This is a genomic window from Microvirgula curvata (assembly GCF_054781615.1).
Genome location: NZ_BAAGUB010000013.1, coordinates 126,982 through 147,230 on the forward strand (window position 1 = coordinate 126,982; position 20,249 = coordinate 147,230).

22 protein-coding genes are annotated in these 20,249 nt (G+C 64.2%); 13 read left to right on the forward strand and 9 right to left on the reverse strand.

Annotated features, from left to right (window positions below):
• Positions 1-71 precede the first annotated feature (71 nt).
• Positions 72-1,889 carry a translational GTPase TypA gene (typA, locus tag ACYVG8_RS07760; protein ID WP_028499145.1) on the forward strand — a complete coding sequence of 606 codons (1,818 nt, stop codon included), beginning with the start codon at positions 72-74 and terminating at the stop codon, positions 1,887-1,889.
• 100 nt (positions 1,890-1,989) lie between these two features.
• Here typA and ACYVG8_RS07765 read toward each other — a convergent pair whose 3' ends face one another.
• The 3 genes from ACYVG8_RS07765 to ACYVG8_RS07775 all read right to left on the reverse strand — a co-directional run bounded on the left by ACYVG8_RS07765 (position 1,990) and on the right by ACYVG8_RS07775 (position 5,449).
• Entirely contained in the window at positions 1,990-2,667 is a 678-nt protein-coding gene (locus ACYVG8_RS07765; RefSeq protein WP_199905475.1) for an alpha/beta hydrolase, read from the reverse strand.
• Positions 2,668-2,823: 156 nt separating this feature from the next.
• Complete coding sequence (locus tag ACYVG8_RS07770) at positions 2,824-4,020, reverse strand: branched-chain amino acid ABC transporter substrate-binding protein (protein ID WP_460745318.1); 1,197 nt, start codon at positions 4,018-4,020, stop codon at positions 2,824-2,826.
• 229 nt (positions 4,021-4,249) lie between these two features.
• A complete protein-coding gene (locus ACYVG8_RS07775) occupies positions 4,250-5,449 on the reverse strand; it encodes a branched-chain amino acid ABC transporter substrate-binding protein (protein ID WP_028499148.1) in 1,200 nt (399 codons plus the stop codon).
• A gap of 348 nt (positions 5,450-5,797) precedes the next feature.
• Between ACYVG8_RS07775 and ACYVG8_RS07780 the strand changes: the two genes are divergently transcribed.
• Positions 5,798-6,259 (forward strand): YaiI/YqxD family protein, encoded by a 462-nt coding sequence (locus ACYVG8_RS07780; protein ID WP_028499149.1) that lies wholly within the window; start codon positions 5,798-5,800, stop codon positions 6,257-6,259.
• 9 nt (positions 6,260-6,268) lie between these two features.
• Here the strand turns inward: ACYVG8_RS07780 and ACYVG8_RS07785 are convergent, their stop codons facing one another.
• A complete protein-coding gene (locus tag ACYVG8_RS07785; RefSeq protein WP_028499150.1) occupies positions 6,269-6,529 on the reverse strand; it encodes a hypothetical protein in 261 nt (86 codons plus the stop codon).
• 251 nt (positions 6,530-6,780) lie between these two features.
• Here ACYVG8_RS07785 and ACYVG8_RS07790 point away from each other — a divergent pair, with 251 nt between their 5' ends.
• On the forward strand, positions 6,781-7,062 hold the full coding sequence (locus ACYVG8_RS07790) for a DUF1883 domain-containing protein (protein WP_028499151.1): 282 nt from the start codon (positions 6,781-6,783) through the stop codon (positions 7,060-7,062).
• A 34-nt stretch (positions 7,063-7,096) separates the two neighbouring features.
• Positions 7,097-7,444 carry a nucleotide pyrophosphohydrolase gene (locus ACYVG8_RS07795; RefSeq protein ID WP_028499152.1) on the forward strand — a complete coding sequence of 116 codons (348 nt, stop codon included), beginning with the start codon at positions 7,097-7,099 and terminating at the stop codon, positions 7,442-7,444.
• A gap of 16 nt (positions 7,445-7,460) precedes the next feature.
• Here the strand turns inward: ACYVG8_RS07795 and ACYVG8_RS07800 are convergent, their stop codons facing one another.
• Positions 7,461-7,655: a hypothetical protein gene (locus ACYVG8_RS07800; RefSeq protein ID WP_028499153.1), complete on the reverse strand. Its 195-nt coding sequence runs from the start codon at positions 7,653-7,655 to the stop codon at positions 7,461-7,463.
• A 52-nt stretch (positions 7,656-7,707) separates the two neighbouring features.
• Positions 7,708-8,688, reverse strand: coding sequence for a pepsin/retropepsin-like aspartic protease family protein (locus ACYVG8_RS07805; RefSeq protein ID WP_460745319.1), 981 nt, complete (start codon positions 8,686-8,688; stop codon positions 7,708-7,710).
• Between the two features lie 314 nt (positions 8,689-9,002).
• Between ACYVG8_RS07805 and ACYVG8_RS07810 the strand changes: the two genes are divergently transcribed.
• Positions 9,003-9,692, forward strand: coding sequence for a helix-turn-helix transcriptional regulator (locus tag ACYVG8_RS07810; protein ID WP_028499155.1), 690 nt, complete (start codon positions 9,003-9,005; stop codon positions 9,690-9,692).
• Between the two features lie 103 nt (positions 9,693-9,795).
• The gene (locus ACYVG8_RS07815; RefSeq protein ID WP_028499156.1) at positions 9,796-10,161 is read left to right on the forward strand and encodes a VOC family protein; all 366 of its coding nucleotides are present in this window, start codon (positions 9,796-9,798) and stop codon (positions 10,159-10,161) included.
• A 20-nt stretch (positions 10,162-10,181) separates the two neighbouring features.
• On the opposite strand, the gene ACYVG8_RS07820 is transcribed toward ACYVG8_RS07815, so the two are convergent.
• Together ACYVG8_RS07820 and ACYVG8_RS07825 are read right to left on the reverse strand one after the other, a co-directional pair.
• Positions 10,182-11,816, reverse strand: coding sequence for a methyl-accepting chemotaxis protein (locus ACYVG8_RS07820; RefSeq protein ID WP_028499157.1), 1,635 nt, complete (start codon positions 11,814-11,816; stop codon positions 10,182-10,184).
• A gap of 214 nt (positions 11,817-12,030) precedes the next feature.
• Positions 12,031-12,369 carry a zinc ribbon domain-containing protein YjdM gene (locus ACYVG8_RS07825; RefSeq protein ID WP_028499158.1) on the reverse strand — a complete coding sequence of 113 codons (339 nt, stop codon included), beginning with the start codon at positions 12,367-12,369 and terminating at the stop codon, positions 12,031-12,033.
• A 120-nt stretch (positions 12,370-12,489) separates the two neighbouring features.
• Between ACYVG8_RS07825 and ACYVG8_RS07830 the strand changes: the two genes are divergently transcribed.
• The 7 genes from ACYVG8_RS07830 to phnF all read left to right on the forward strand — a co-directional run bounded on the left by ACYVG8_RS07830 (position 12,490) and on the right by phnF (position 19,756).
• Positions 12,490-12,951 (forward strand): MaoC family dehydratase, encoded by a 462-nt coding sequence (locus ACYVG8_RS07830; protein WP_028499159.1) that lies wholly within the window; start codon positions 12,490-12,492, stop codon positions 12,949-12,951.
• A gap of 119 nt (positions 12,952-13,070) precedes the next feature.
• On the forward strand, positions 13,071-14,093 hold the full coding sequence (locus ACYVG8_RS07835) for a putative 2-aminoethylphosphonate ABC transporter substrate-binding protein (protein WP_107889840.1): 1,023 nt from the start codon (positions 13,071-13,073) through the stop codon (positions 14,091-14,093).
• A gap of 64 nt (positions 14,094-14,157) precedes the next feature.
• On the forward strand, positions 14,158-15,252 hold the full coding sequence (locus tag ACYVG8_RS07840; RefSeq protein WP_460745320.1) for a putative 2-aminoethylphosphonate ABC transporter ATP-binding protein: 1,095 nt from the start codon (positions 14,158-14,160) through the stop codon (positions 15,250-15,252).
• The gene (locus tag ACYVG8_RS07845) at positions 15,249-16,940 is read left to right on the forward strand and encodes a putative 2-aminoethylphosphonate ABC transporter permease subunit (RefSeq protein WP_460745321.1); all 1,692 of its coding nucleotides are present in this window, start codon (positions 15,249-15,251) and stop codon (positions 16,938-16,940) included. The genes ACYVG8_RS07840 and ACYVG8_RS07845 overlap by 4 nt, the downstream gene beginning before the upstream one ends.
• Positions 16,941-16,979: 39 nt before the next feature.
• The gene (locus ACYVG8_RS07850) at positions 16,980-18,080 is read left to right on the forward strand and encodes a 2-aminoethylphosphonate--pyruvate transaminase (RefSeq protein WP_460745322.1); all 1,101 of its coding nucleotides are present in this window, start codon (positions 16,980-16,982) and stop codon (positions 18,078-18,080) included.
• Between the two features lie 27 nt (positions 18,081-18,107).
• Positions 18,108-18,956 carry a phosphonoacetaldehyde hydrolase gene (gene phnX, locus ACYVG8_RS07855; RefSeq protein WP_460745323.1) on the forward strand — a complete coding sequence of 283 codons (849 nt, stop codon included), beginning with the start codon at positions 18,108-18,110 and terminating at the stop codon, positions 18,954-18,956.
• A complete protein-coding gene (gene phnF, locus ACYVG8_RS07860; RefSeq protein WP_051528825.1) occupies positions 18,953-19,756 on the forward strand; it encodes a phosphonate metabolism transcriptional regulator PhnF in 804 nt (267 codons plus the stop codon). Before phnX ends, phnF begins: the two co-directional genes overlap by 4 nt.
• Positions 19,757-19,810: 54 nt before the next feature.
• Here the strand turns inward: phnF and ACYVG8_RS07865 are convergent, their stop codons facing one another.
• A complete protein-coding gene (locus ACYVG8_RS07865) occupies positions 19,811-20,170 on the reverse strand; it encodes a COG4315 family predicted lipoprotein (protein ID WP_107889844.1) in 360 nt (119 codons plus the stop codon).
• Between the last annotated feature and the right edge of the window lie 79 nt (positions 20,171-20,249).

Consider the following 20,249-nt stretch of genomic DNA (forward strand, 5'->3'; position numbering starts at 1 on the left):
CAGTTATGAACCTGCGGGGCAATGCTGATACAATTCCTGTCTTTCCGAGACCGAATTGCTCCTTAAAACCCATGTCCCGCAATCTCCGCAACATCGCCATCATTGCTCACGTCGACCACGGCAAAACCACGCTGGTCGACAAGCTGCTGCATCAGGCAGGCACCTTCCGCGACAACCAGCACATCGCCGAGCGCGTCATGGACTCGAACGATCTCGAGCGTGAACGCGGCATTACCATTCTGGCCAAGAACACCGCCGTTGATTACAACGGCACCCATATCAATATCGTCGACACCCCGGGACACGCCGACTTCGGTGGTGAAGTGGAACGCGTGCTGGGCATGGTGGACGGTGTCGTGCTGCTGGTCGACGCGCAGGAAGGCCCGATGCCGCAAACGCGCTTCGTGACCAAGAAAGCGCTGGCACTGGGGCTGAAGCCGATTGTGGTGATCAACAAGATCGACCGTCCGGGCGCCCGTCCGAACTGGGTGATCGACCAGACCTTCGACCTGTTCGACAAGCTCGGCGCGACCGAAGAACAGCTCGACTTCCCGGTGGTGTATGCCTCGGGCCTGAACGGCTTCGCCAAGCTGGAACTCGCCGACGAGTCCGACGACCTGCGTCCGCTGTTCGAAACCATTCTGCGCCACGTCGAACCGCCGAAGGGCAACCCGGACGAACCGCTGCAACTGCAGATCTCCGCGCTCGACTACTCGACCTACACCGGTCGCATCGGTGTGGGCCGTATCGCCCGCGGCCGCGTCAAGCCGGGCCAGCAGGTCGTGGTCATGGCCGGTGTCGACGGTACGCCGAAGACCGCCAAGATCAACCAGGTGCTCGGCTTCCAGGGCCTTGAGCGCGTGCTGGTCGATCAGGCTGAAGCCGGCGACATCGTGCTGATCAACGGTATCGAGGATATCGGTATCGGCGTCACCCTGTGCGACCGGGAAAACCCGGAAGCGCTGCCGATGCTGAGCGTGGACGAACCGACGCTGACCATGAACTTCCAGGTGAACTCCAGCCCGCTGGCCGGCACCGAAGGCAAGTTCGTGACCTCGCGCCAGCTGCGTGACCGCCTGCAGAAGGAACTGCTGACCAACGTCGCGCTGCGCGTCGAGGACACCGGCGATGCCGACGTGTTCCTGGTTTCCGGCCGTGGTGAACTTCACCTGACCATCCTGCTGGAAAACATGCGTCGTGAAGGTTACGAACTTTCGGTGTCCAAGCCGCGTGTTGTGGTCAAGGAAATCGACGGCGTGAAGTGCGAGCCGTATGAAATGCTGACCGTGGATGTCGAAGACGACACCCAGGGTGGCGTGATGGAAGAACTCGGTCGCCGTCGCGGCGAACTGCAGGACATGGTCAGTGACGGCAATGGCCGTACCCGCCTCGAATACCGCATCCCGGCCCGTGGCCTGATCGGTTTCCAGGGCGAGTTCCTGACCATGACCCGCGGCACCGGCCTGATGGCCCACGTGTTCGACGAATACGCACCGATGAAGGCCGACATGCCGGGACGTCGCAACGGCGTGCTGATCAGCCAGGAAAACGGCGAAGCCGTGGCCTATGCGCTGTGGAACCTGGAAGATCGCGGCCGCATGTTCGTGGTCCCGGGCGAGCGCCTGTACGAAGGCATGATCATCGGCATTCACTCGCGTGAAAACGACCTGGTGGTCAACCCGATCAAGGGCAAGAAGCTGACCAACGTGCGCGCGTCGGGTACCGACGAAGCCGTGCGTCTGACCACGCCGATCCGCCTGACGCTGGAATACGCCGTCGAGTTCATCGACGACGACGAACTGGTGGAAATCACCCCGCAGTCGATCCGTATCCGCAAGCGTTTCCTGAACGAGCAGGATCGCAAGAAGTCGCTGCGCGGCCTGCTGTAAGCTGCTGGCCAGTGCCAGACGCCTCCGGGCGCCGGCGACAGGCAAAATCCCCGTCACGGATCACCGTGGCGGGGATTTTTTTCAGGCTGGCCGGGGGGAATCAGCGCAGCACGGCCAGCAGGAAGTCGGCAATGTCGTCCAGCTCTTCCGGGCAGACCGTGTGCGGCATCGGGTACGAATGCCATTGCAGCGGGTAGCCTGCCGCCAGCAGTGCGTCTGCCGCTGTGCGACCGAGGCTGGACGGGACGACATCGTCGTCGTCGCCATGGCCGGCGAATACCGGCGTGGACAGGTTCAGCGGGCTGCGGTTGGCCGCCAGCCAGCTGCGGTCGGGCAGGTAGGTCGACAGGCCGATGACGCCGGCCAGACGCTCGTCATGGCTGAGGCCGGCCATGTAGGCAATGACGCCGCCCTGCGAGAAGCCGGCCAGCACGATATTGCCGCTCGGCACGCCACGGGCCTTCTCCTGTTCGATCAGGGCATTGACCAGCTCGCGGGTGTGCAGGATGCCCTGCAGGTCGACCTGGCGCTGATCGCCATCAATGGACAGGATGTCGTACCAGGCGCGCATGACATGGCCGTTGTTCAGTGTGACCGGGATCAGCGGCGCATGGGGAAACACGAAACGGATCACCGGCAGGCCGGGGCGGATCAGCGCGGGCACCACCGGCTCGAAATCGTGTCCGTCGGCACCCAGTCCATGCAACCAGATGACACTGTGTGCTGGCGACGGGCCAGTCAGGACTTCGACGCAATCCGGCAGTTCGATGGCAGACATCAGTTCTCCAGTCGGTAATGAAAACGGCGCCGGTTGCTGCCGGCGCCGTCGAACGGCGGGTTTCCGTTCGAAGGTCGGACACCGCATGCGTCATGCTCATGCCATGTCGACCTTATCTTACCTCAGTCAGCCGATGATGTCGGCTTCAGGCAACCCTTACTTGGCCGGGGCGTCGCCGCCCACGGTTTCCAGCGTTTCCCACTTGCCGCCCTTGACCTGGAACACGGTCACGGCGCCGTTCTTGATGTCGCCCTTGTCGTCGAAGGCGATGGTGCCGGTCACGCCCTTGTAGTCGGTCTTCGGCAGCTCGGCGATGTACTTGGCCGGGTCGGTCGAGTTCGCGCGCTTCATGGCGGCCACCAGCAGCTTGGTTGCGTCATAGGCATACGGCGAGTAGATCTGGACTTCGCCATACTTGGCCGCGAACTTCTCGTTGAACGACGCGAAGCCCGGCATCTTGTCCTTCGGCATGCCGACCGACGACGCGTACACGCCCTCGGCGGTATCGCCGGCCAGCTTCAGGAACTCCGGCGACTGCAGGCCGTCGGCGCCGAGCAGCTTGCTCTTCATGCCGAGCTTGTTCATCTGCTTGGCCAGCGGGCCGCCCTGGGCATCCATGCCGCCGTAGAACACCAGGTCCGGCTTCGCCCCCTTGATCGAGGTCAGGATGGCCATGAAGTCGGTGGCGGTGTTGGTGGTGAACTCGCGCTTGACGACCTTGGCGCCCTTGGCTTCCGCCGCCTTGACGAACTCGTCGGCAATGCCCTGACCATAGGCGGTGCGGTCGTCAATGACGGCCACGGTCTTGGCGGCCAGCTTGTCGACGGCAAATGCGCCCAGCGCCTTGCCCTGCTGGACGTCGTTGGCGATGTCACGGTAGGTGGTCTTGAAACCCTGCGTGGTGTAGCCGGGGTTGGTCGAGGCAGGGGAGACCTGCGGAATACCGGCGTCGGCATAGATCTTCGAGGCCGGAATCGACGTGCCCGAGTTCAGGTGGCCGATGATGCCGACGACCTTCTTGTCGACCAGGCGCTGGGCGACCTGGGTAGCGATCTTCGGGTCGGCCTGGTCGTCTTCCGATTCGACTTCGAACTTCACCTTCTTGCCGTCGATGGTCGTGCCTTCGGCATTGATTTCATCGACCGCCAGCTTGACGCCCGACTCGATGTCCTTGCCGAGGTGGGCGATCGGGCCGGTCAGCGGGGCCACGGTACCGATCTTGACGACGGTTTCTTCCGCCGCCGCCGGTGCGGCGCTGCCCTGGTCGGCAGCTTTCGGTGCTTCGGTCTTTTGACCGCAGGCGGCCAGCGTGGCAATGGCGGCGGCAATCAAACTCAGACGCGCATAGTTCATGAAAGTGTTTCCCCTGATCGTTTTGCAAAGTTTCTGATTTTGTCTAGGCGATGAATCGCGTGTTATTTACTTTTGGGTAACCGCGTTCTCACACCATAGCGTTTTTGATTATGGTTACGGCATTTGCGAGTGTCAACGCGCTTTTTGCACTATTTTTCAGCGATTCGGAAAAGAAAAAACGGCACTTTTATAGTGCCGTTTTTTTTCTTTAATTATCAGTATGGAACAGTTATTGGCTCTTTTCCGGTGCATTTGCTGCACTGCCGCCCACCACGTCCACCACTTCCCATTTGCCGGCCTTGACCTGATAGACGGTCACGGCAGCGTTCTTGCGGTCGCCCTTGTTGTCGAAGGCAATGTCGCCGGTGGCACCGCTATATTGGGTTTGTGCCAAGGCAGGCAGGTATTTGGCCGGATCGACCGAATCGGCTTTCTTCATCGCTTCGATCAGCACCTTGGCCGAGTCGTACGCATAAGTCGCGTACATCTGGATTTCCTGCTTGTACTTGGCCTTCAGCTTGTCGGCAAAGGCGGTATAGCCCGGCTGCTGGTCCTTCGGGGCACCGGCCTGGGTCGAGAACTGGCCTTCGGCTGCATCGCCGGCCAGTTGCAGGAACACCGGCGATTGCAGGCCGTCGCCGCCGATCAGGCGCGACTTGATGCCGAGCTTCTGCATCTGGCGCGCCATCGGGCCGCCCTGGGCATCCATGCCGCCGTAGAAGATTGCATCCGGGTTCACGCCCTTGATCGAGGTCAGGATGGCGGTGAAGTCGGTCGCCTTGTCGTTGGTGAACTCGCGTTTGACGATGTCGGCACCGAGCGCCTTGGCGGCTTTCTCGAACTCGTCGGCCAGACCCTGGCCGTAGGCGGTGCGGTCATCGATGATGGCCAGCTTCTTCATGCCGAGCTTGTTCACCACGTAATTGGCGATGGCCTTGCCCTGCTGGGAGTCGTCGGCGATCAGTCGGAACGCGGTCTTGAAGCCCTGGGCGGTGTAGGCCGGGTTGGTCGACGACGGCGTGATCTGCGGGATGCCGGCGTCAGCGTAGATCTTGGATGCGGTGATGGTCGGGCCGGAAGTCAGGTGGCCGACGATGCCGGCAATCTTCTGGTCGACAAAGCGCTGGGCAACCTGGGTGGCGGCCTTCGGGTCGCCCTGGTCGTCTTCGCTGACCATTTCGAACTTCACCTTCTGACCGCCAATGGTCAGGTGTTCGGCGTTGGCTTCGTCCAGCGCAATGGCGACGCCGTACTCGGTATCCTTGCCGATATGGCCGATCGGGCCGGACAGCGGGGCGGCATGGCCGATCTTGACCACGGTTTCGGCGGGCGCGGCGGCGGCCTGGTCCTTCGGTTGTTCGGCTTTCTGACCGCAGGCGGTCAAGGCGACCGCGACGGCGGACGCGAGCAAGAGGCGGCGTGCTTGCATGGGTACAACTCCTGATTATGCGAATCTTCGGGTTCTGCGGCCGGCTCTGAAAGGCCGGTCAGTATCAGCGAGTATCTGGAAGGCGGATTTCCATGTCAAAGTGCTGGCGCGGGATAAATCCGCGTACTTTCCGCCATTGATAATTGAATGTGCTGGCGTTGTTCCTGCTGGCGGCACGGACTGTCAATCCGGGACGTGATTTGGGGTGAAGACGTGCTTTCTGCATGAAATTCCGTCAATACTGGCATTTGATTGCGCCTGGCGTTGCCGGCGGCGGTGAAATTGGAACAAACAGGAAGCCGAAGCGTTCGGCGGTATCATGTCACTCTTTATAGACGAAAGTATGGCATGCAGATCTGGGTCGATGCGGATGCCTGTCCGGTCGTGGTCAAGGACATGCTGTTCCGGGCAGCGGAACGGTCGCAGGTGACGGTCACGCTGGTGGCAAACCGATTGTTGCGCACGCCGCCTTCACGCCATGTGCGGGCCATGCAGGTGCCGGCAGGCTTCGATGTGGCCGATCAGCGCATTGTCGAGCTGGCCGAGGCCGGCGATCTGGTCATTACCGCCGATATTCCACTGGCGGCCGGTGCGCTGGAGAAGGGCGCACAGGTGCTCGACCCGCGTGGAGAGTGGTTCGATGCCGGCACGATCGCCGAGCGGCTGACCCTGCGTGCGGTGATGGAGCAGTTGCGGGCAAGCGGTATCGAGACCGGGGGACCGGACCCGTACAGCGCCCGTGACGGCAAGGCGTTTGCCGGGCAGCTGGACCGCTGGCTCGCGCGGGTCAGCAAGCTGCCGCCCGCGTGATGAGAGTGCTTACTGCGGTGCTTCGTCTTCCGGCACGCCAAGGGCGAGAATCAGCTTGCTGCCATTGGACGTCAGTGCGAAGCGGCGTTCGACGACAATCAGTTCCACCGGCTGGTCATCCGGGTAGAAATACAGCAGGTCGCCCTGGGCCGGAACGGGGAAGCCTTCCGGCAGCAGGAAATCCTCGCCGAAGAGTTCGCTGAGTTCCTGCTTGCTGATGACTTCAAGGGCATCTTCCAGCAGCAGGAAGCTGATCGGGTTGCGGGTCATGTGGTGTCTTTCTTTTGCGTAAATGTTCGGGTACCTGGACAGGGTAGCACCTGTGCGTGCTCCGGTCTGGTGCAGACCCGGAAAATCGCTCGCGGCATGACTTTGTCACGGGCTTGCGCTGGCGCAGAACGTGGCGCAGCCAATGCCGGTAGAGTCCCGCCCCGCAGTACCGGAAAGCACTGATCCACTGCCGGTCAAAACAATGTGGCCGGTATTGTATTCGCGAGAAAACCTGTGGAAAGGAAGGCCAAATGGAGTTTTTTCATCAACGCCGCAGTCTGAATCAGGGGGACGCGGTCGTTGTTCGCTGCTCGCACAAGAGCAAGGTCAAACTCATTGACGATCCCAATTTTCGCGCCTTCGAATCCGGCCGGCGCTATCAGTATCTTGGTGACGAAACTGCACGACTGGAAACCCGCTTGGTAGTCCCGAACGGCGGTAACTGGAATATCGTCATCGACCTGAGTTTCCCCAATGTGCCGGTCACCCATTCGGTGCAGGTATTCCAGGCTGCCGCCAGCTATATACTGTAGCTTTATCCGCCGTCAGGCGACAGGGAATGGCAGCATGGACGTCGAAAAACTGCAGCGTGCGCTTGATGACTTTGCAGAAGCACGCAACTGGAGCCAGTTTCACAATCCGAAAAATCTGGTCATGGCCCTGTCGGTCGAATGCGCGGAACTGGTCGAGGAATTTCAGTGGCTGACGCCGGAGCAGGCTGAAAACGTGATGGCCGAGGCCGGGCAGGCCAGGCGGGTGCGTGAGGAAATGGCCGATATCACCCTGTACCTGCTGCGGCTGGCCGACCGGCTGGGGGTTGACCTGGAAGCGGCCTGCCATGACAAGATGGCAGGCAACGCCGCCAGGTACCCGGTAGATGCCTTCTATGGCTCGGCCCGCAAATACAATCGCTAGCGGGCGGGCAACCGGATCAGACGCGCGCCTTCGGCGTGCGGGCCTGGCAGGCTTCCAGCGCCGCGATGGTGCTGGGCTGCTTGCCGCTTTGCAGGCAGACCAGCTCGTCGGATTTCACCCGGACAAAGGCATTGGCAACCGGGATCACCAGCAGGCAGGATACGGAAACAACGGCGGCAATCAGAAGCTTCAGGACAGTCAGTGCGTTCATGGCTACACCTTAAATGAATGAAACGAGTTGTCGTGGATCAAATTTCGAGCATTCATTTTACTGCCTGAAGGCCGGCCGCGGGGAGTTTCTTCCCCGCGGCCCTGTCGTCGAGCTCCTGCTGTGACGGCAGCCGGTCGGGCATCGGCGTCGCTGGCGGGGTGAAGCAGAAGCGCTCACCGGCGAAATCGAGCAGTGCGCGCTCCAGCTTGTGCAGGAAGGCCAGGCCGAAGCGGGACGCACCGTCCGTTTCCTGAAAAGCAAGGCCGTCAAAATGATGGCCGGCAATAACGATGTCCTTGACCCGGGCCAGCGCGCGCGGCCCCGCCGGCGTTCCGTCCTGGCCCAGGGTGCCGCGGTACACCACTTCCTTGCCGATCTGCTGCAGCTCACGCAGTTGATCGAGGTCCTGGCGCGACAGGCTGCCGCTGAGGTCGCCGGTATAGCCGGTATCCAGCGCGAACCAGCTCGGCTTGCCGGCGACCTCGACCCGCACGACCGCCGCACCGCTGGAGCTGGTGCCGAGCGCCGTGCATGACATGCCGCCCGGCTGGCCTGAGAATGCCGGCGGCAGGCGGCGGTATCCCATCAGGCTGCCGAGCTGGCGTTCCCATACCCAGGTCTGCTTCGAGATGGCCGGCATGCCGATCACGCCGTCCACCGGGCGCCCCAGGGCGACGGCCGTTGCGCTCATGCTGATCGCCGGCGTGATGTCGGCCTGCGGGATGTCCCACTCCTGATAGCGGAGCGGCCGGGATCTGAAATAGGTGACCGGCAGCTCGCCATACAGACCGCCCACCGTGTCCGGCAGGCCGTCATGCTGCAGCCGCTCGCTGCCCGACAGCGGTTGCAGATGCCGGTGGGCAAGGTCCAGGTCCATGACCGTGCCGGCCGAGCCGGTATCGAACAGCAGGTGCAGTATTTTCTTGTCCCGCGCGACTTCCAGCATCAGCGGGTCATTCGGCGTCGTGCCGATGCGGATCACGGCGACCGGTTTGTCCGCGGAATCGCACGCGGACAAGGCGGGGCCGATCATGGCGAGGCCGCACGCCAAAGTGATTTTTCTCAGGCAGGCACTGCCCATTCGCAAGTTCTCCGTGACGGGTCATTCGCCCCGGGTGGGCCTGACCATCGAAGGAGACAGGCTACGGGACGATTGTCGGCCGGCGCGAATCCCGCGACCGGGAACGGGCGCTGCTGTTGCGTCCTGCATACAGACGCGGCGGCTGGCAGGCGAGGGCGAGTGCAGCCAGCGCATGATGTACCCGGATATTGGATTGGCGGCTGGCGACAGCCTGCTGCGCTATCCTGCGATACTGTCGGCTGCCTTTCGCTCCGGAGAAATCGACCGTGTCCCGTTCCCAACGCCTGCTGGATCTGATGCAGTTATTGCGGCGGCACCGCTATCCGGTTACCGGCGCCGGACTGGCGGCGGAACTCGGCATCAGCCTGCGCACCCTGTACCGCGATATCGCCACGCTGCAGGAGCAGGGCGCCCATATCGACGGCGCACCCGGTCTCGGCTATGTGCTGCAGCCCGGCTTCATGCTGCCGCCCCTGATGTTTTCCGAGGACGAGGTCGAGGCGCTGGTGCTGGGGTCGCGCTGGGTTGCACAGCGCGGTGACAGGCGGCTGGGCGCTGCGGCCCGTGATGCCCTGGCCAAGATCGCCGCCGTCCTGCCGCCCGATCTGCGCGATACGCTGGATGCCTCCGCCCTGCTGGTCGGCCCTGGCCAGCCGACCGTGGCCGAGGACGGCGGGCTGGCGCTGATCCGGCAGGCCATCCGCTCCGAGCACAAGCTGGAGATCCGTTACCGGGATGTCGGCGGCGCCGAGTCGGTACGCACCATCTGGCCGTTTGCGCTCGGTTATTTCGATCGCGCCCGGGTCGTGGTCGCCTGGTGCGAGCTGCGGCAGACTTTTCGTCATTTCCGGGCTGACAGAATGATCGCGCTGGCCGACAGCGGGCAGCGCTATCCACGCCGGCGTCAGACGCTGTTGAAAACGTGGCGCGAGACCGAAGGCATTTCCACACAATGAGGTTTGCTGCTGACGGAAACTGTCAGCAGGGGGTGTTTACCATGGCGGACATCGGGCAGGGACATCGCCCTGCACCGATTTTTTCAACCCGTGGAGAATCCTCATGACCGACCCGAACCTTACCCTGCTGTACGTGGACAATCCGGCGGCCAGTGCCGGCTTCTATGCCGATCTGCTTGGCAAGCCCCCGGTCGAACAGTCGGCCACCTTTGCGCTGTTTGCGCTGGATTCCGGTGCCATGCTCGGGCTGTGGTCCCGGCACACGGTACGGCCCGCACCGGCGGCCGGGCCCGGCGCCGGGGAACTGGCCTTCTCGGTCGAGGGCGTCGATGCCGTCCGCGCGATGCATGAAGACTGGATCCGGCGCGGACTGACCATCGTGCAGCCGCTGACCGACATGTCGTTCGGCCACACCTTCCTGGCGGTTGACCCGGACGGCCATCGGCTGCGGGTCTTCAACGCCAGTTGATGCCGGGGCCGGGCGCCGGCCTAGACGGTGAAGTGCGAGACGCTGCTGCGCAGGCCATCGGTCAGTTCGCTGACCCGCGTGACCGTGGTCGAGGCGAGGTTGGCGGAGTCGGCATTGCTGCTGGCGACCTGGGCGATCCGTTCCACGTTGCGGGCGATGTCCTGGCTGGCCGAGTCCTGCTCGTTCAGTGCCTGGGAAATGTCCAGCACGGCCGTCACCACCTGGCCGGCACTGGAACGGATTCTGGCGATCGCGTCACCGCCGGCCTCGGCCAGCTCGCGACCGGTGTGGACCCGGTTGACGACTTCGGCCATGGTTTCCTGCGACTGGCTGGATGTCTGCTGGACCTGATCGATCATGGCCGCGATCTCCTGCGTGGCCTTGCCGGTCCGCTCGGACAGCTTGCGGACTTCATCGGCGACGACGGCAAAGCCGCGTCCCTGTTCACCGGCACGGGCGGCTTCGATCGCCGCGTTCAGCGCCAGCAGATTGGTCTGGTCGGCAATATCGGAAATCACCTGCATGATGCTGGAGATGGTGCGGGTCTTGTCGACCAGTTCACCGATATGACCGGCAGCCTGGTCGACGACATCGCCGATTTCCTTCATTTCACCGACCGCGCGGGCGATCACGCTGCCGCCCTGTTCGGACAGCTGGCCCGACTCCTCGGAGACCTGGCGCGCTTCGCGGGCATGATCGGAAATCTGGCTGATGCTGACTGTCATCTGCTCGATAAAGGCCGCCATCGACGTCGCGCTTTCGCTCTGCTGCAGCGAGTTGTGCGCCACCGTGTCGGTATCGCTGACCATCTCGCCGGTCAGTGTGGCCAGCTCGTCGGCGCTGGACACGATCTCGCCAACCATGCTGCGCAGGCGATCACGCATGTCACTGATGCTGGCCATCAGACTGGTCCTGTCGCCGTCACGCAAGGGCACGCGGGTATCCAGCCGGCCGGACGCGATTTCACGCACCACCCGGGCCGCTTCGGCCGGTTCGGCGCCAAGCTGGCCCATCACGCTCTTCAGGATGTACAGGCCGAGCGCGGCAGTGACCAGCACGATCAGCAGCATCTGACCGCCCATGCTGAGCAACTGGCGCTTGAGCACGGTATTGATGTCATCGATATACAGACCGGTACCGACCACCCAGCCCCAGCGCGGGCTGGTCTGGATATACGACAGTTTCGGCTGCGGCGTGGACGAGCCCGGCTTGTCCCAGACGAAGGACACCAGACCGCGACCATTGCCATCGCGCAGGGTATTGTCGAACAGGGTGCCCATATTGGTGCCGTCGGCGGCGCTGACATCGTGCATGTTCTTGCCGATCAGCTTCGGATTCACGCCGTGGGCGATCCATTGCAGGCGCTTGTCGAGGATGAAGAAATATTCCTTGTCGTCAAAGCGCAGTCCGGTCAGCGCCCGCAGCGCATGCCGCTGGGCCTCGGCTTCATTCATTTCCTTTTTTTCCGCCAGGGCTTCATAACTGGCGACCAGGCTGATGGCATTTTCGACCTGGCCACGAATGGCCGTTTCTCGGTCTTCCATCATCTGTGCATGCATGCTGCGCAGCATCAGACCGCCCAGTATGCAGACCAGAATCGCGACGCTGACGATCATCAGAATCAGGCGGGCCTTGAGGGAAAGGCGGTGCGGCATGAATTTCTCTGTCATGACGTAAAAGTCATGCTTCTGTAATGAATTGTGAAATATTAAGAGCCTTTAACAAATTTCTCAAACTGGATGGACCGGGTTTGCGCCAGGTCAGGCGGGCGGTGCCCGCCAGCAAAGGCAGAAGAAGGCTCGGCAAAGGCCCAAACGGCAGGAAGGCACCAGAATGGTGCCTTCCGCAGGGAGACCGGCGCGCTGGCGGTCAGACTTTTTTCAGGTAGCAGGCCTTCAGCATGAAATTGCCGGCATCCATCCGGCAGTCGACTTCGTGGTCGCCATCGACCAGGCGGATGCTCTTGACCTTGGTGCCCATCTTCAGCGTAATCGACGAGCCCTTGACCTTCAGATCCTTGATCAGCACCACGGCATCGCCGTCGGCGAGCACATTGCCATTGGCGTCGCGGATGACGGCCGAGTCTTCCCCGGCGGACGCGGGCGCCACCATCGGCCACTCATGGCCACAGTCGGCACACACATAGTTGTCGGCGTCAGGGTAGGTGTTTTCCAGGGAACATTGCGGGCAGGCGGGCAGAGCGGACATGATTCCTTTCACGGCAGGGCATTGAAAGGGCGGCATTATAGCCGCCCGGACTGCCCTGCGACCCGGCAACCGGGAACGGATGCACGTTTCCGTTTCCTTTTTCCCTTATGGAGCCCCCCGATGACGATTCCGGACCCCGTAGCACTGCACCTTGAAGATCTGGCTGTCGGCGATCACTTCCGCAGCGGCGAACACGCGATCGATGTCGCGCAGATCAAGGCCTTTGCCGGTCAGTTCGACCCGCAGCCGTTCCATCTGGATGAAGAGGCTGCGCGACTGACCCTGTTCGACGGACTGGCTGCCAGCGGCTGGCATACCGCCGCCATCACCATGCGCCTGCTGGTGACCAGCGGGCTGCCGCTGTCCGGCGGCCTGATCGGCGCCGGCGTCGAGATCCACTGGCCGCAGCCGACCCGGCCGGGCGACGTCCTGCATGTCGACAGCACCGTGCTCGGGATTGTGCCGTCGCGTTCCCGACCGGACCGCGGCATCGTCACGGTCGAAAGCGTGACGCGGAACCAGCGTGACGAAGTCGTGCAGCGGCTGGTGTCGAAAATGGTGGTGATGCGCCGGGGCGACTAGTGTCTTTTCAATGAGATACACAAGTCATCTAGACGTCATGGCGATGTAACGCAACCCCTCTACAGTGCATCGCGCTGGCCAGGAAGACAGCCAGCCGATTCCACCCACGAGGAGTTCCCATGCCATTCCGCCCCGTCCTGATGCCGCTGGCCGCGCTGGTCGCCCTGCTTGCCGGCACCGCCCATGCCGCAACGACCCTGACCGTGTACACCGCGCTCGAAGCCGACCAGCTGAAGGCCTACCAGGCCCGCTTTGAAAGCGACTATCCCGATGTGAAGATCAAGTGGGTGCGCGACTCGACCGGGATCATCACCGCCAAGCTGCTGGCGGAGAAGGCGGCTCCGCAGGCCGACGTGGTCATGGGTGTGGCCGCCAGCTCGCTGCTGGTGCTGGAAAAGGAAGGCATGCTGCAGCCGTATGCGCCAAAGGGGATCGACAAGCTGACACCGCGTTATGTCGACACCAGCCGTCCGCCGAACTGGGTCGGCATGGATGTGTGGGGTGCGACGCTGTGCTTCAACACGGTCGAGGCGGCCAGGCTGGGCATCCGCAAGCCGACGAGCTGGAAAGACCTGCTGAAGCCGGAGTACAAGGGCAGGATCGTCATGCCGAACCCGGCCTCCAGCGGGACCGGTTACTTTGACGTGACCGCCTGGCTGAAGCTGTTCGGCGAGAAGGACGGCTGGGCCTATATGGACCGCCTGCACGACAACATCGCCCAGTACACCCACTCCGGTTCCAAGCCGTGCAAGCAGGCCGCTGCCGGCGAGTTCCCGATTGGCATCGCCTTCGAGTACCGCGCCGCCAAGCTCAAGGAGAGCGGGGCGCCGATCGACCTGGTGTTCCCGAAGGAAGGCCTGGGCTGGGATGTGGAAGCCACCGCCATCATGAAGGGCACCCGCAACCTCGAGGCCGCGCGCAAGCTGGCCGACTGGTCGGCGTCGCGCAGCGCCAACGAGTTGTACGAGAAAAATTTCGCCATTGTCGCCTATCCGGGCGTGGCCAGACCGAATCCGCTGATTCCGGCCAACTACGAGCAGTTGCTGGTCAGGCAGGATCTGAAGTGGTCGGCTGCCAACCGGGACCGGATCCTGACCGAGTGGACCCGCCGCTACGACGGCAAGTCGGAACCGCGCAAATAAGTCGTCCCGCCGGGCGCCGGGCGCCCGGCTTCGCTGACCGCTTGCCGGTGACAAGGATCCCTCCATGATTTTCCCGCCTCCCGCACCGCCGGCACACGACTGGCTGCGCTTTGCCGGTATCCACAAACGGTTTGGTGCGTTTCGCGCGCTTGACGGCATCGATCTGGGTATTCGCAAGGGCGAATTCGTCTGCCTGCTCGGCCCGTCAGGATGCGGCAAGACCACGCTGCTGCGCATTCTGGCCGGTCTGGAAAAGCACGATGCCGGCAGCCTGAGTCTTGGCGGACGTGATATCGGCCACCTGCCTGCCGGCCGGCGCGACTACGGCATCGTGTTCCAGTCCTATGCACTGTTTCCGAACCTGGATGTCGCTGCCAACATTGCTTACGGGCTGCGCACCGGCCGCATGGAAAAGGCCCGCCGGGTATCGGAGCTGCTTGATCTGGTCGGGTTGCCGGGCGCCGGGCGCAAGTATCCGGCGCAGTTGTCCGGCGGCCAGCAGCAGCGGGTGGCGCTGGCCCGGGCGCTGGCCACCTCGCCCAGCCTGCTGCTGCTCGACGAGCCGCTGTCGGCGCTCGACGCCCAGGTGCGCGAGCACCTGCGGCGCGAGCTGCGCCTGCTGCAGCAGAAGCTCGGCGTTACTACGCTGATGGTCACGCATGACCAGGAAGAAGCGCTGGCGCTGGCCGACACCATTGCCGTGATGCGTGCCGGGCGCATCGAGCAGGTCGGAACGCCGGAGCAGATCTACCGCGAGCCGGCCAGTCGCTTTGTTGCCGACTTTGTCGGCCATGCCAACTGGCTGCCGCTGCAGGTGGACGCGCAGGGCGTGTGCCGGATCGCCGGCGCGATGGCGATCAGCCTGCCCGCCGGCAGCGTGCCGACCGGACCGGCCAGCGTATTCTGCCGCCCGGAGGATGTGCGGGTGGCACCGAGCTGGCAGTCCGGCGACAACACCCTGCTGGCGCTGGTCGAGCGGGTCGATTTCCTGGGCGGGCTGCGACGCGCCAGCCTGTCGCTGTGCGGTGCCGGCGATCTTCGCCTGCTGGCCGATGTCAGCCCCAATGACGCCGGCTTTGCCGCGCTGGTGCCCGGCCAGCGGGTGCCGGTGTTTCTGCCGGCCGATCGCCTGCGGGTGTTTGCGGAGCCATCGGCATGAGTGCGACCCTCCTGGCCCCGATCCGGCTGCGGCGCAGTGGCGACGAATGGCTTGCCGCCGTGCTGACCTGGCTGCTGGCCGCTGCGCTGCTGGTGTTTCTGGCCTGGCCGCTGGCCAGCATCCTGGTCAAGGCCCTGCAGGCCCGCGACGGCAGCTTTGCCGGCCTGGGCAATCTGCTGGTGCTGGCTGCCGAACCGAGACTGCGTACCGCCACGGCCAACAGCATCAACCTGGCTGCGATCACCGTGGCCATCGTGCTGCCGCTGGCACTGACCTTCGCCTTTGCGCTGACCCGTTCACGGCTGTGGGGGCGGGCACTGTTCCGGCTGATCGCCGGCGCGCCGCTGCTGGCGCCGTCACTGATGCCGGCGATCTCGCTGGTCTACCTGTTCGGCAATCAGGGCCTGCTGAAGCACTGGCTGGGCGGGATGTCGATCTATGGGCCGCTGGGCATTGTGCTCGGTGAAGTGTTCTACACCTTCCCGCATGCGCTGCTGATTCTGGTCACCGCACTGGCGGTTGCCGATGCCCGGCTGTACGAGGCGGCCGAGAGCCTCGGCGCCAGCCGCCTGCGCCGCCTGCTGACGGTCACGCTGCCGAATGCCCGTTACGGCCTGATCTCGGCCGGCATGGTGGTGTTCACCCTGGCGGTGACCGATTTCGGCGTGCCGAAGGTGATCGGTGGCCAGACCAATGTGCTGGCACTGGAAGCGTACAAGCAGGTCATCGGCCAGCAGGATTTCGGCAAGGGGGCTGCGATAGGGCTGGTGCTGCTGCTGCCGGCGCTGCTCAGCTTTGCCGTCGAACGCTGGCTGGCACGCCGCCACGGTGGCGGCATGAGTGGCCGTTCGGTGGCCTACCGGCCGGGCCGCAATCCGTGGCGGGACAGCCTGCTGTGGGGATTCTGCGCGGTGGTGTCGGTGTTCCTGCTGGCCCTGCTCGGCGTGGCGATGGCAGCGTCGCTGATGACGTTGTGGCCATACAACCTGGATCTCACCCTGGCGCACTTCGATTTTGACCAGGTCGATGGCGGGGGCTGGCTGGCGTTTGCCAACAGCCTGAAACTGGCGACGCTGACCACGGCGTCCGGTGTGGTGGTGGTGTTCGGCACTGCCTACCTGATGGCCAAAACGCTGGCGCCCCGGCTGGCGGCCGGACTGATTCGCGGGCTGGTGCTGCTGCCGATGGCCGTGCCGGGGCTGGTACTGGGCCTTGGCTACATTTTCTGCTTCAACGATCCCGGCAATCCGCTGCATGCCCTGTATGGCGGCATGACGCTGCTGGTCGCGGCGACCGTGGTCCACAGCTACACCACCGCCCATCTGACGATGGCCACTGCGCTGCGGCAGATCGATCCGGAAATCGAGGCGGTGGCCCGCAGCCTGAAACGGCCCTGGTGGACCTGCTGCATGCGGGTGACGCTGCCGATCAGCCTGCCGGCCCTGTTCGATGTCGCCCGCTATCTGTTCGTGTCGAGCATGACCACGGTCAGTTGCGTGATTTTCCTCTACACGCCGGACACCGTGCTGGCCTCGGTCGCGGTGCTGAACATGGACGACGCCGGTGATACCGCAGCGGCGGCGGCCATGGCCACACTGATCGTCGCCAGCTCGCTGCTCGGCACCCTGATCCTCAACGCCCTGGGCAGCTGGCTTGATCGCCGTGCCCAGGCCTGGCGCGGCGTCTGATGCGCCCGCCGCTTCCTCCCTTCCAACCGGACAGAATCCATGCGTGATCCCATCCTGCTGACCCCCGGTCCGCTGACCACCTCCCTGGCAACCCGCACCGCGATGCTGCATGACCGTGGCTCGTGGGACAGTGATTTCAACGCCATGACCGCCGATCTGTGCCGCCGGCTGGAGGCGCTGGTCGACGGCGGCGACGATATCGTCTGCGTTCCGCTGCAGGGCTCCGGTTCTTTTGCGGTCGAGGCCGCCATCGGCACGCTGCTGCCGCGTGACGGCAAGCTGCTGGTCCTGGCCAATGGCGCCTATGGCCAGCGCATGGCACAGCTGGCCGAGGTGATGGGCCGGGCCGTGGTGACACTGGACTTTGGCGAAACCGCACCGGTCGATCCGCAGCGGCTGGCCGAGGTGCTGGCCCGCGATCCGTCGATCAGCCACGTCGGCGTGATCTACTGCGAGACCAGCACCGGCATTCTCAATCCGCTGGATGCGATCGCTGACGTGGTGGACCGCGCCGGCCGCCGCCTGATCATCGATGCGATGAGCGCGCTGGGCGCGCTGCCACTGTCGGCGGCGAATCTGGCATTCGATGCGGTGATCGCCAGCGGCAACAAATGCCTGGAAGGCGTGCCCGGCATGGGCTTCGTGCTGGCGCGCCGCGATGCACTGGTGGCCGGGGAGGGCAATTCGCACTCGCTGTCGCTGGATCTGCATGCGCAGTGGCGCTACCTGCAGCGGACCGGCCAGTGGCGCTTTACGCCGCCGACCCACGTGGTTGCCGCCCTGCTGGCCGCCCTGGACCAGTTCGATGCCGAGGGCGGACGTCCGGCCAGGTTGGCCCGCTACCGCGCCAACTGCGCGGCGCTGCTCGACGGTCTGCACGCGCTGGGCCTGCAGTCATTCCTGCCCGCCGACATCCAGGCGCCGATCATCGTCACCGTCAAGGCCCCGGCCCGCCCGGACTGGCATTTCGACACCTTCTACCAGCGGGTCAAGGCTCATGGCGTGGTGCTGTATCCGGGCAAGCTGACAAAGATCGAGACCTTCCGCATTGGCTGCATCGGCGCCATTGGCCGCACCGAGATCGACATGGCCATCGATGCCATTGGCCGGGCACTGGCCGAAACCGGTCTTGCCGTCTGACTTTCCTTTTCCTCCATGGACACGATCATGCCGCACACCCCCGACGCCTATCGCTATACCCGCCAGTATCACGGTCCGCTCCAGGCCGTCATCTTCGACTGGGCCGGTACCCTGGTCGACTTTGGTTCCTTTGCGCCGACCCAGGTGCTGATCGACGCTTTTGCCGGCTTCGGCATCGACATCACGCTGGCCGAGGCGCGGGTGCCGATGGGGCTGGCCAAGTGGGACCATATCCATGCACTGGGCCGGCTGACTGCCGTCGAGGCGCGCTGGCGGGCACGTTTCGGTCGTTGCATGAGCCGGGAAGACGTTGATGCGCTGTACGCGGCGTTCATGCCGCTGCAGATCGAGCGGGTCGGTGAGTACTCGGACCCGATCCCCGGTGCCCAGGCGGTGCTGGACGGATTGCGCGAACGCCACATCCGCATCGGTTCCTGCTCCGGCTACCCGCGCGTGGTGATGGACCGGCTGCTGCCGCACGCCGCCGCACAGGGCGTGCACGTCGATCATGCCGTGGCAGCCGACGACCTGCGGCCGGGCGGGCGTCCCGGTCCGTGGATGGCGCTGGCCAATGTGATCGAACTCGGCGTGACCGAGCTGGCTGCCTGCGTCAAGGTCGACGACACCGTACCCGGCATTGCCGAAGGCCTGTCTGCCGGCATGTGGACGGTGGGGCTGTCGCTGTCAGGCAACGAAGTCGGCCTGACCCGGGCCGAACTGGCCGCACTGGATACCGATGACCGGGAGCGCCACCGCCTGTTCGCCGTCGACCGGCTGTCGCGCGCCGGCGCCCACTATGTGATCGACAGCATTGCCGACCTGCCGGTGATTCTGGATGCGATCGAAGTGCGGCTGGCCCGGGGTGAACGGCCATGAGTGGCACGCCGGTGCTGGCCAAACGGGCCAGCACTGCCCAAGATGCCGTTGTTTCCCTTCTGACCGGTGACCCGATGACCGATGCTCCCGTGACCCGCCGCACCGGCACACCAGTCTGGCGCCAGATCGAAGCCACGCTGGCGGCCGAGATTCTGGCCGGCCGGCTGACCGGCCGACTGGCCAATGAAACCGGACTGGCCGAGCGCTTCGGCGTGAACCGGCATACCGTTCGCCAGGCGACCAGGGCACTGGCCGAGCGCGGGCTGGTCGAGGTGCTGCATGGCCGTGGCACCTTCGTGCGCGAAGACATGATCGATTACGAGGTCGGCCGTCGCACCCGCTTTGCCCACAGCGTGGCCAAGGCGCGCCGGGTCGGCCGCAGCCGGATCACCGGTTATTGCGACATGGCACCCGATGCCACCGTGGTCGAGATGCTGTCGCTGGCCGACGGGACCCGTGTGGTCCGGGTCGACTCGCTGGACGTGGTCGACGACAAGGTCATCGGTGTCTGCGTCCAGTATTTTCCGCTGCCGCGCTTCCATGGCATTGCGGAAATCTATTGCGAGACCGGCAAGACGCATCTGGCGCTGGCCCGCTTCGGGGTCGACGAGTTTCATCGCCGTGTCAGCCGGGTGACGGCCCGTTTGCCGGACAAGGACGTGGCACGGCAACTGAACCAGTCGGTCTCGATGCCGATCCTGTGTGTCGAGACCGTTTATGAAGACGCGTCGGGCTGCCCGATCGAATACGGCATTTCCCACTTCGGCAGCACGACGGTCCAGGTCGTGATCGAGCCGTAGCATGGACCACCGGCACCGGCGCCACGGCTGCCGTCGGTGCCGTCTTGCCGGGGCTCAGGGTCGGGCTGCGTGCCAGACGCCGTACATGCCGTCGCCGAGCGTGTCGCCGGGCTTCTTGTCCATCGACCAGCGATACAGCGGCCGTCCCTTGTACGCCCACTGCTTCTGGCCCGCATCACGGGTCAGGGTGCTCCATGGGGCGCTGGCCTTGTCGTACGAATCCACCATGGCGGCCGGCCATTTGCTGGCACAGGCGTCCATGCAGGCGCTTTTTCCCGGCGAGTCCTTGTCGAACACGTACAGCGTCATGCCGTGCTCGTCCACCACCCGGTCATTCATGATTTTCGGCGGCTCGGCCTGCACGCCTGCGGACAGGCTGCCGGCTACGGCCAGCCAGATCAGTGCAAATCTCATCGATCGACTCCTTCTGCTGTTGCTTGACGATCACGGTCATGGACAGACGGGACCAGACAGCAGAACCGGCACCCCCACC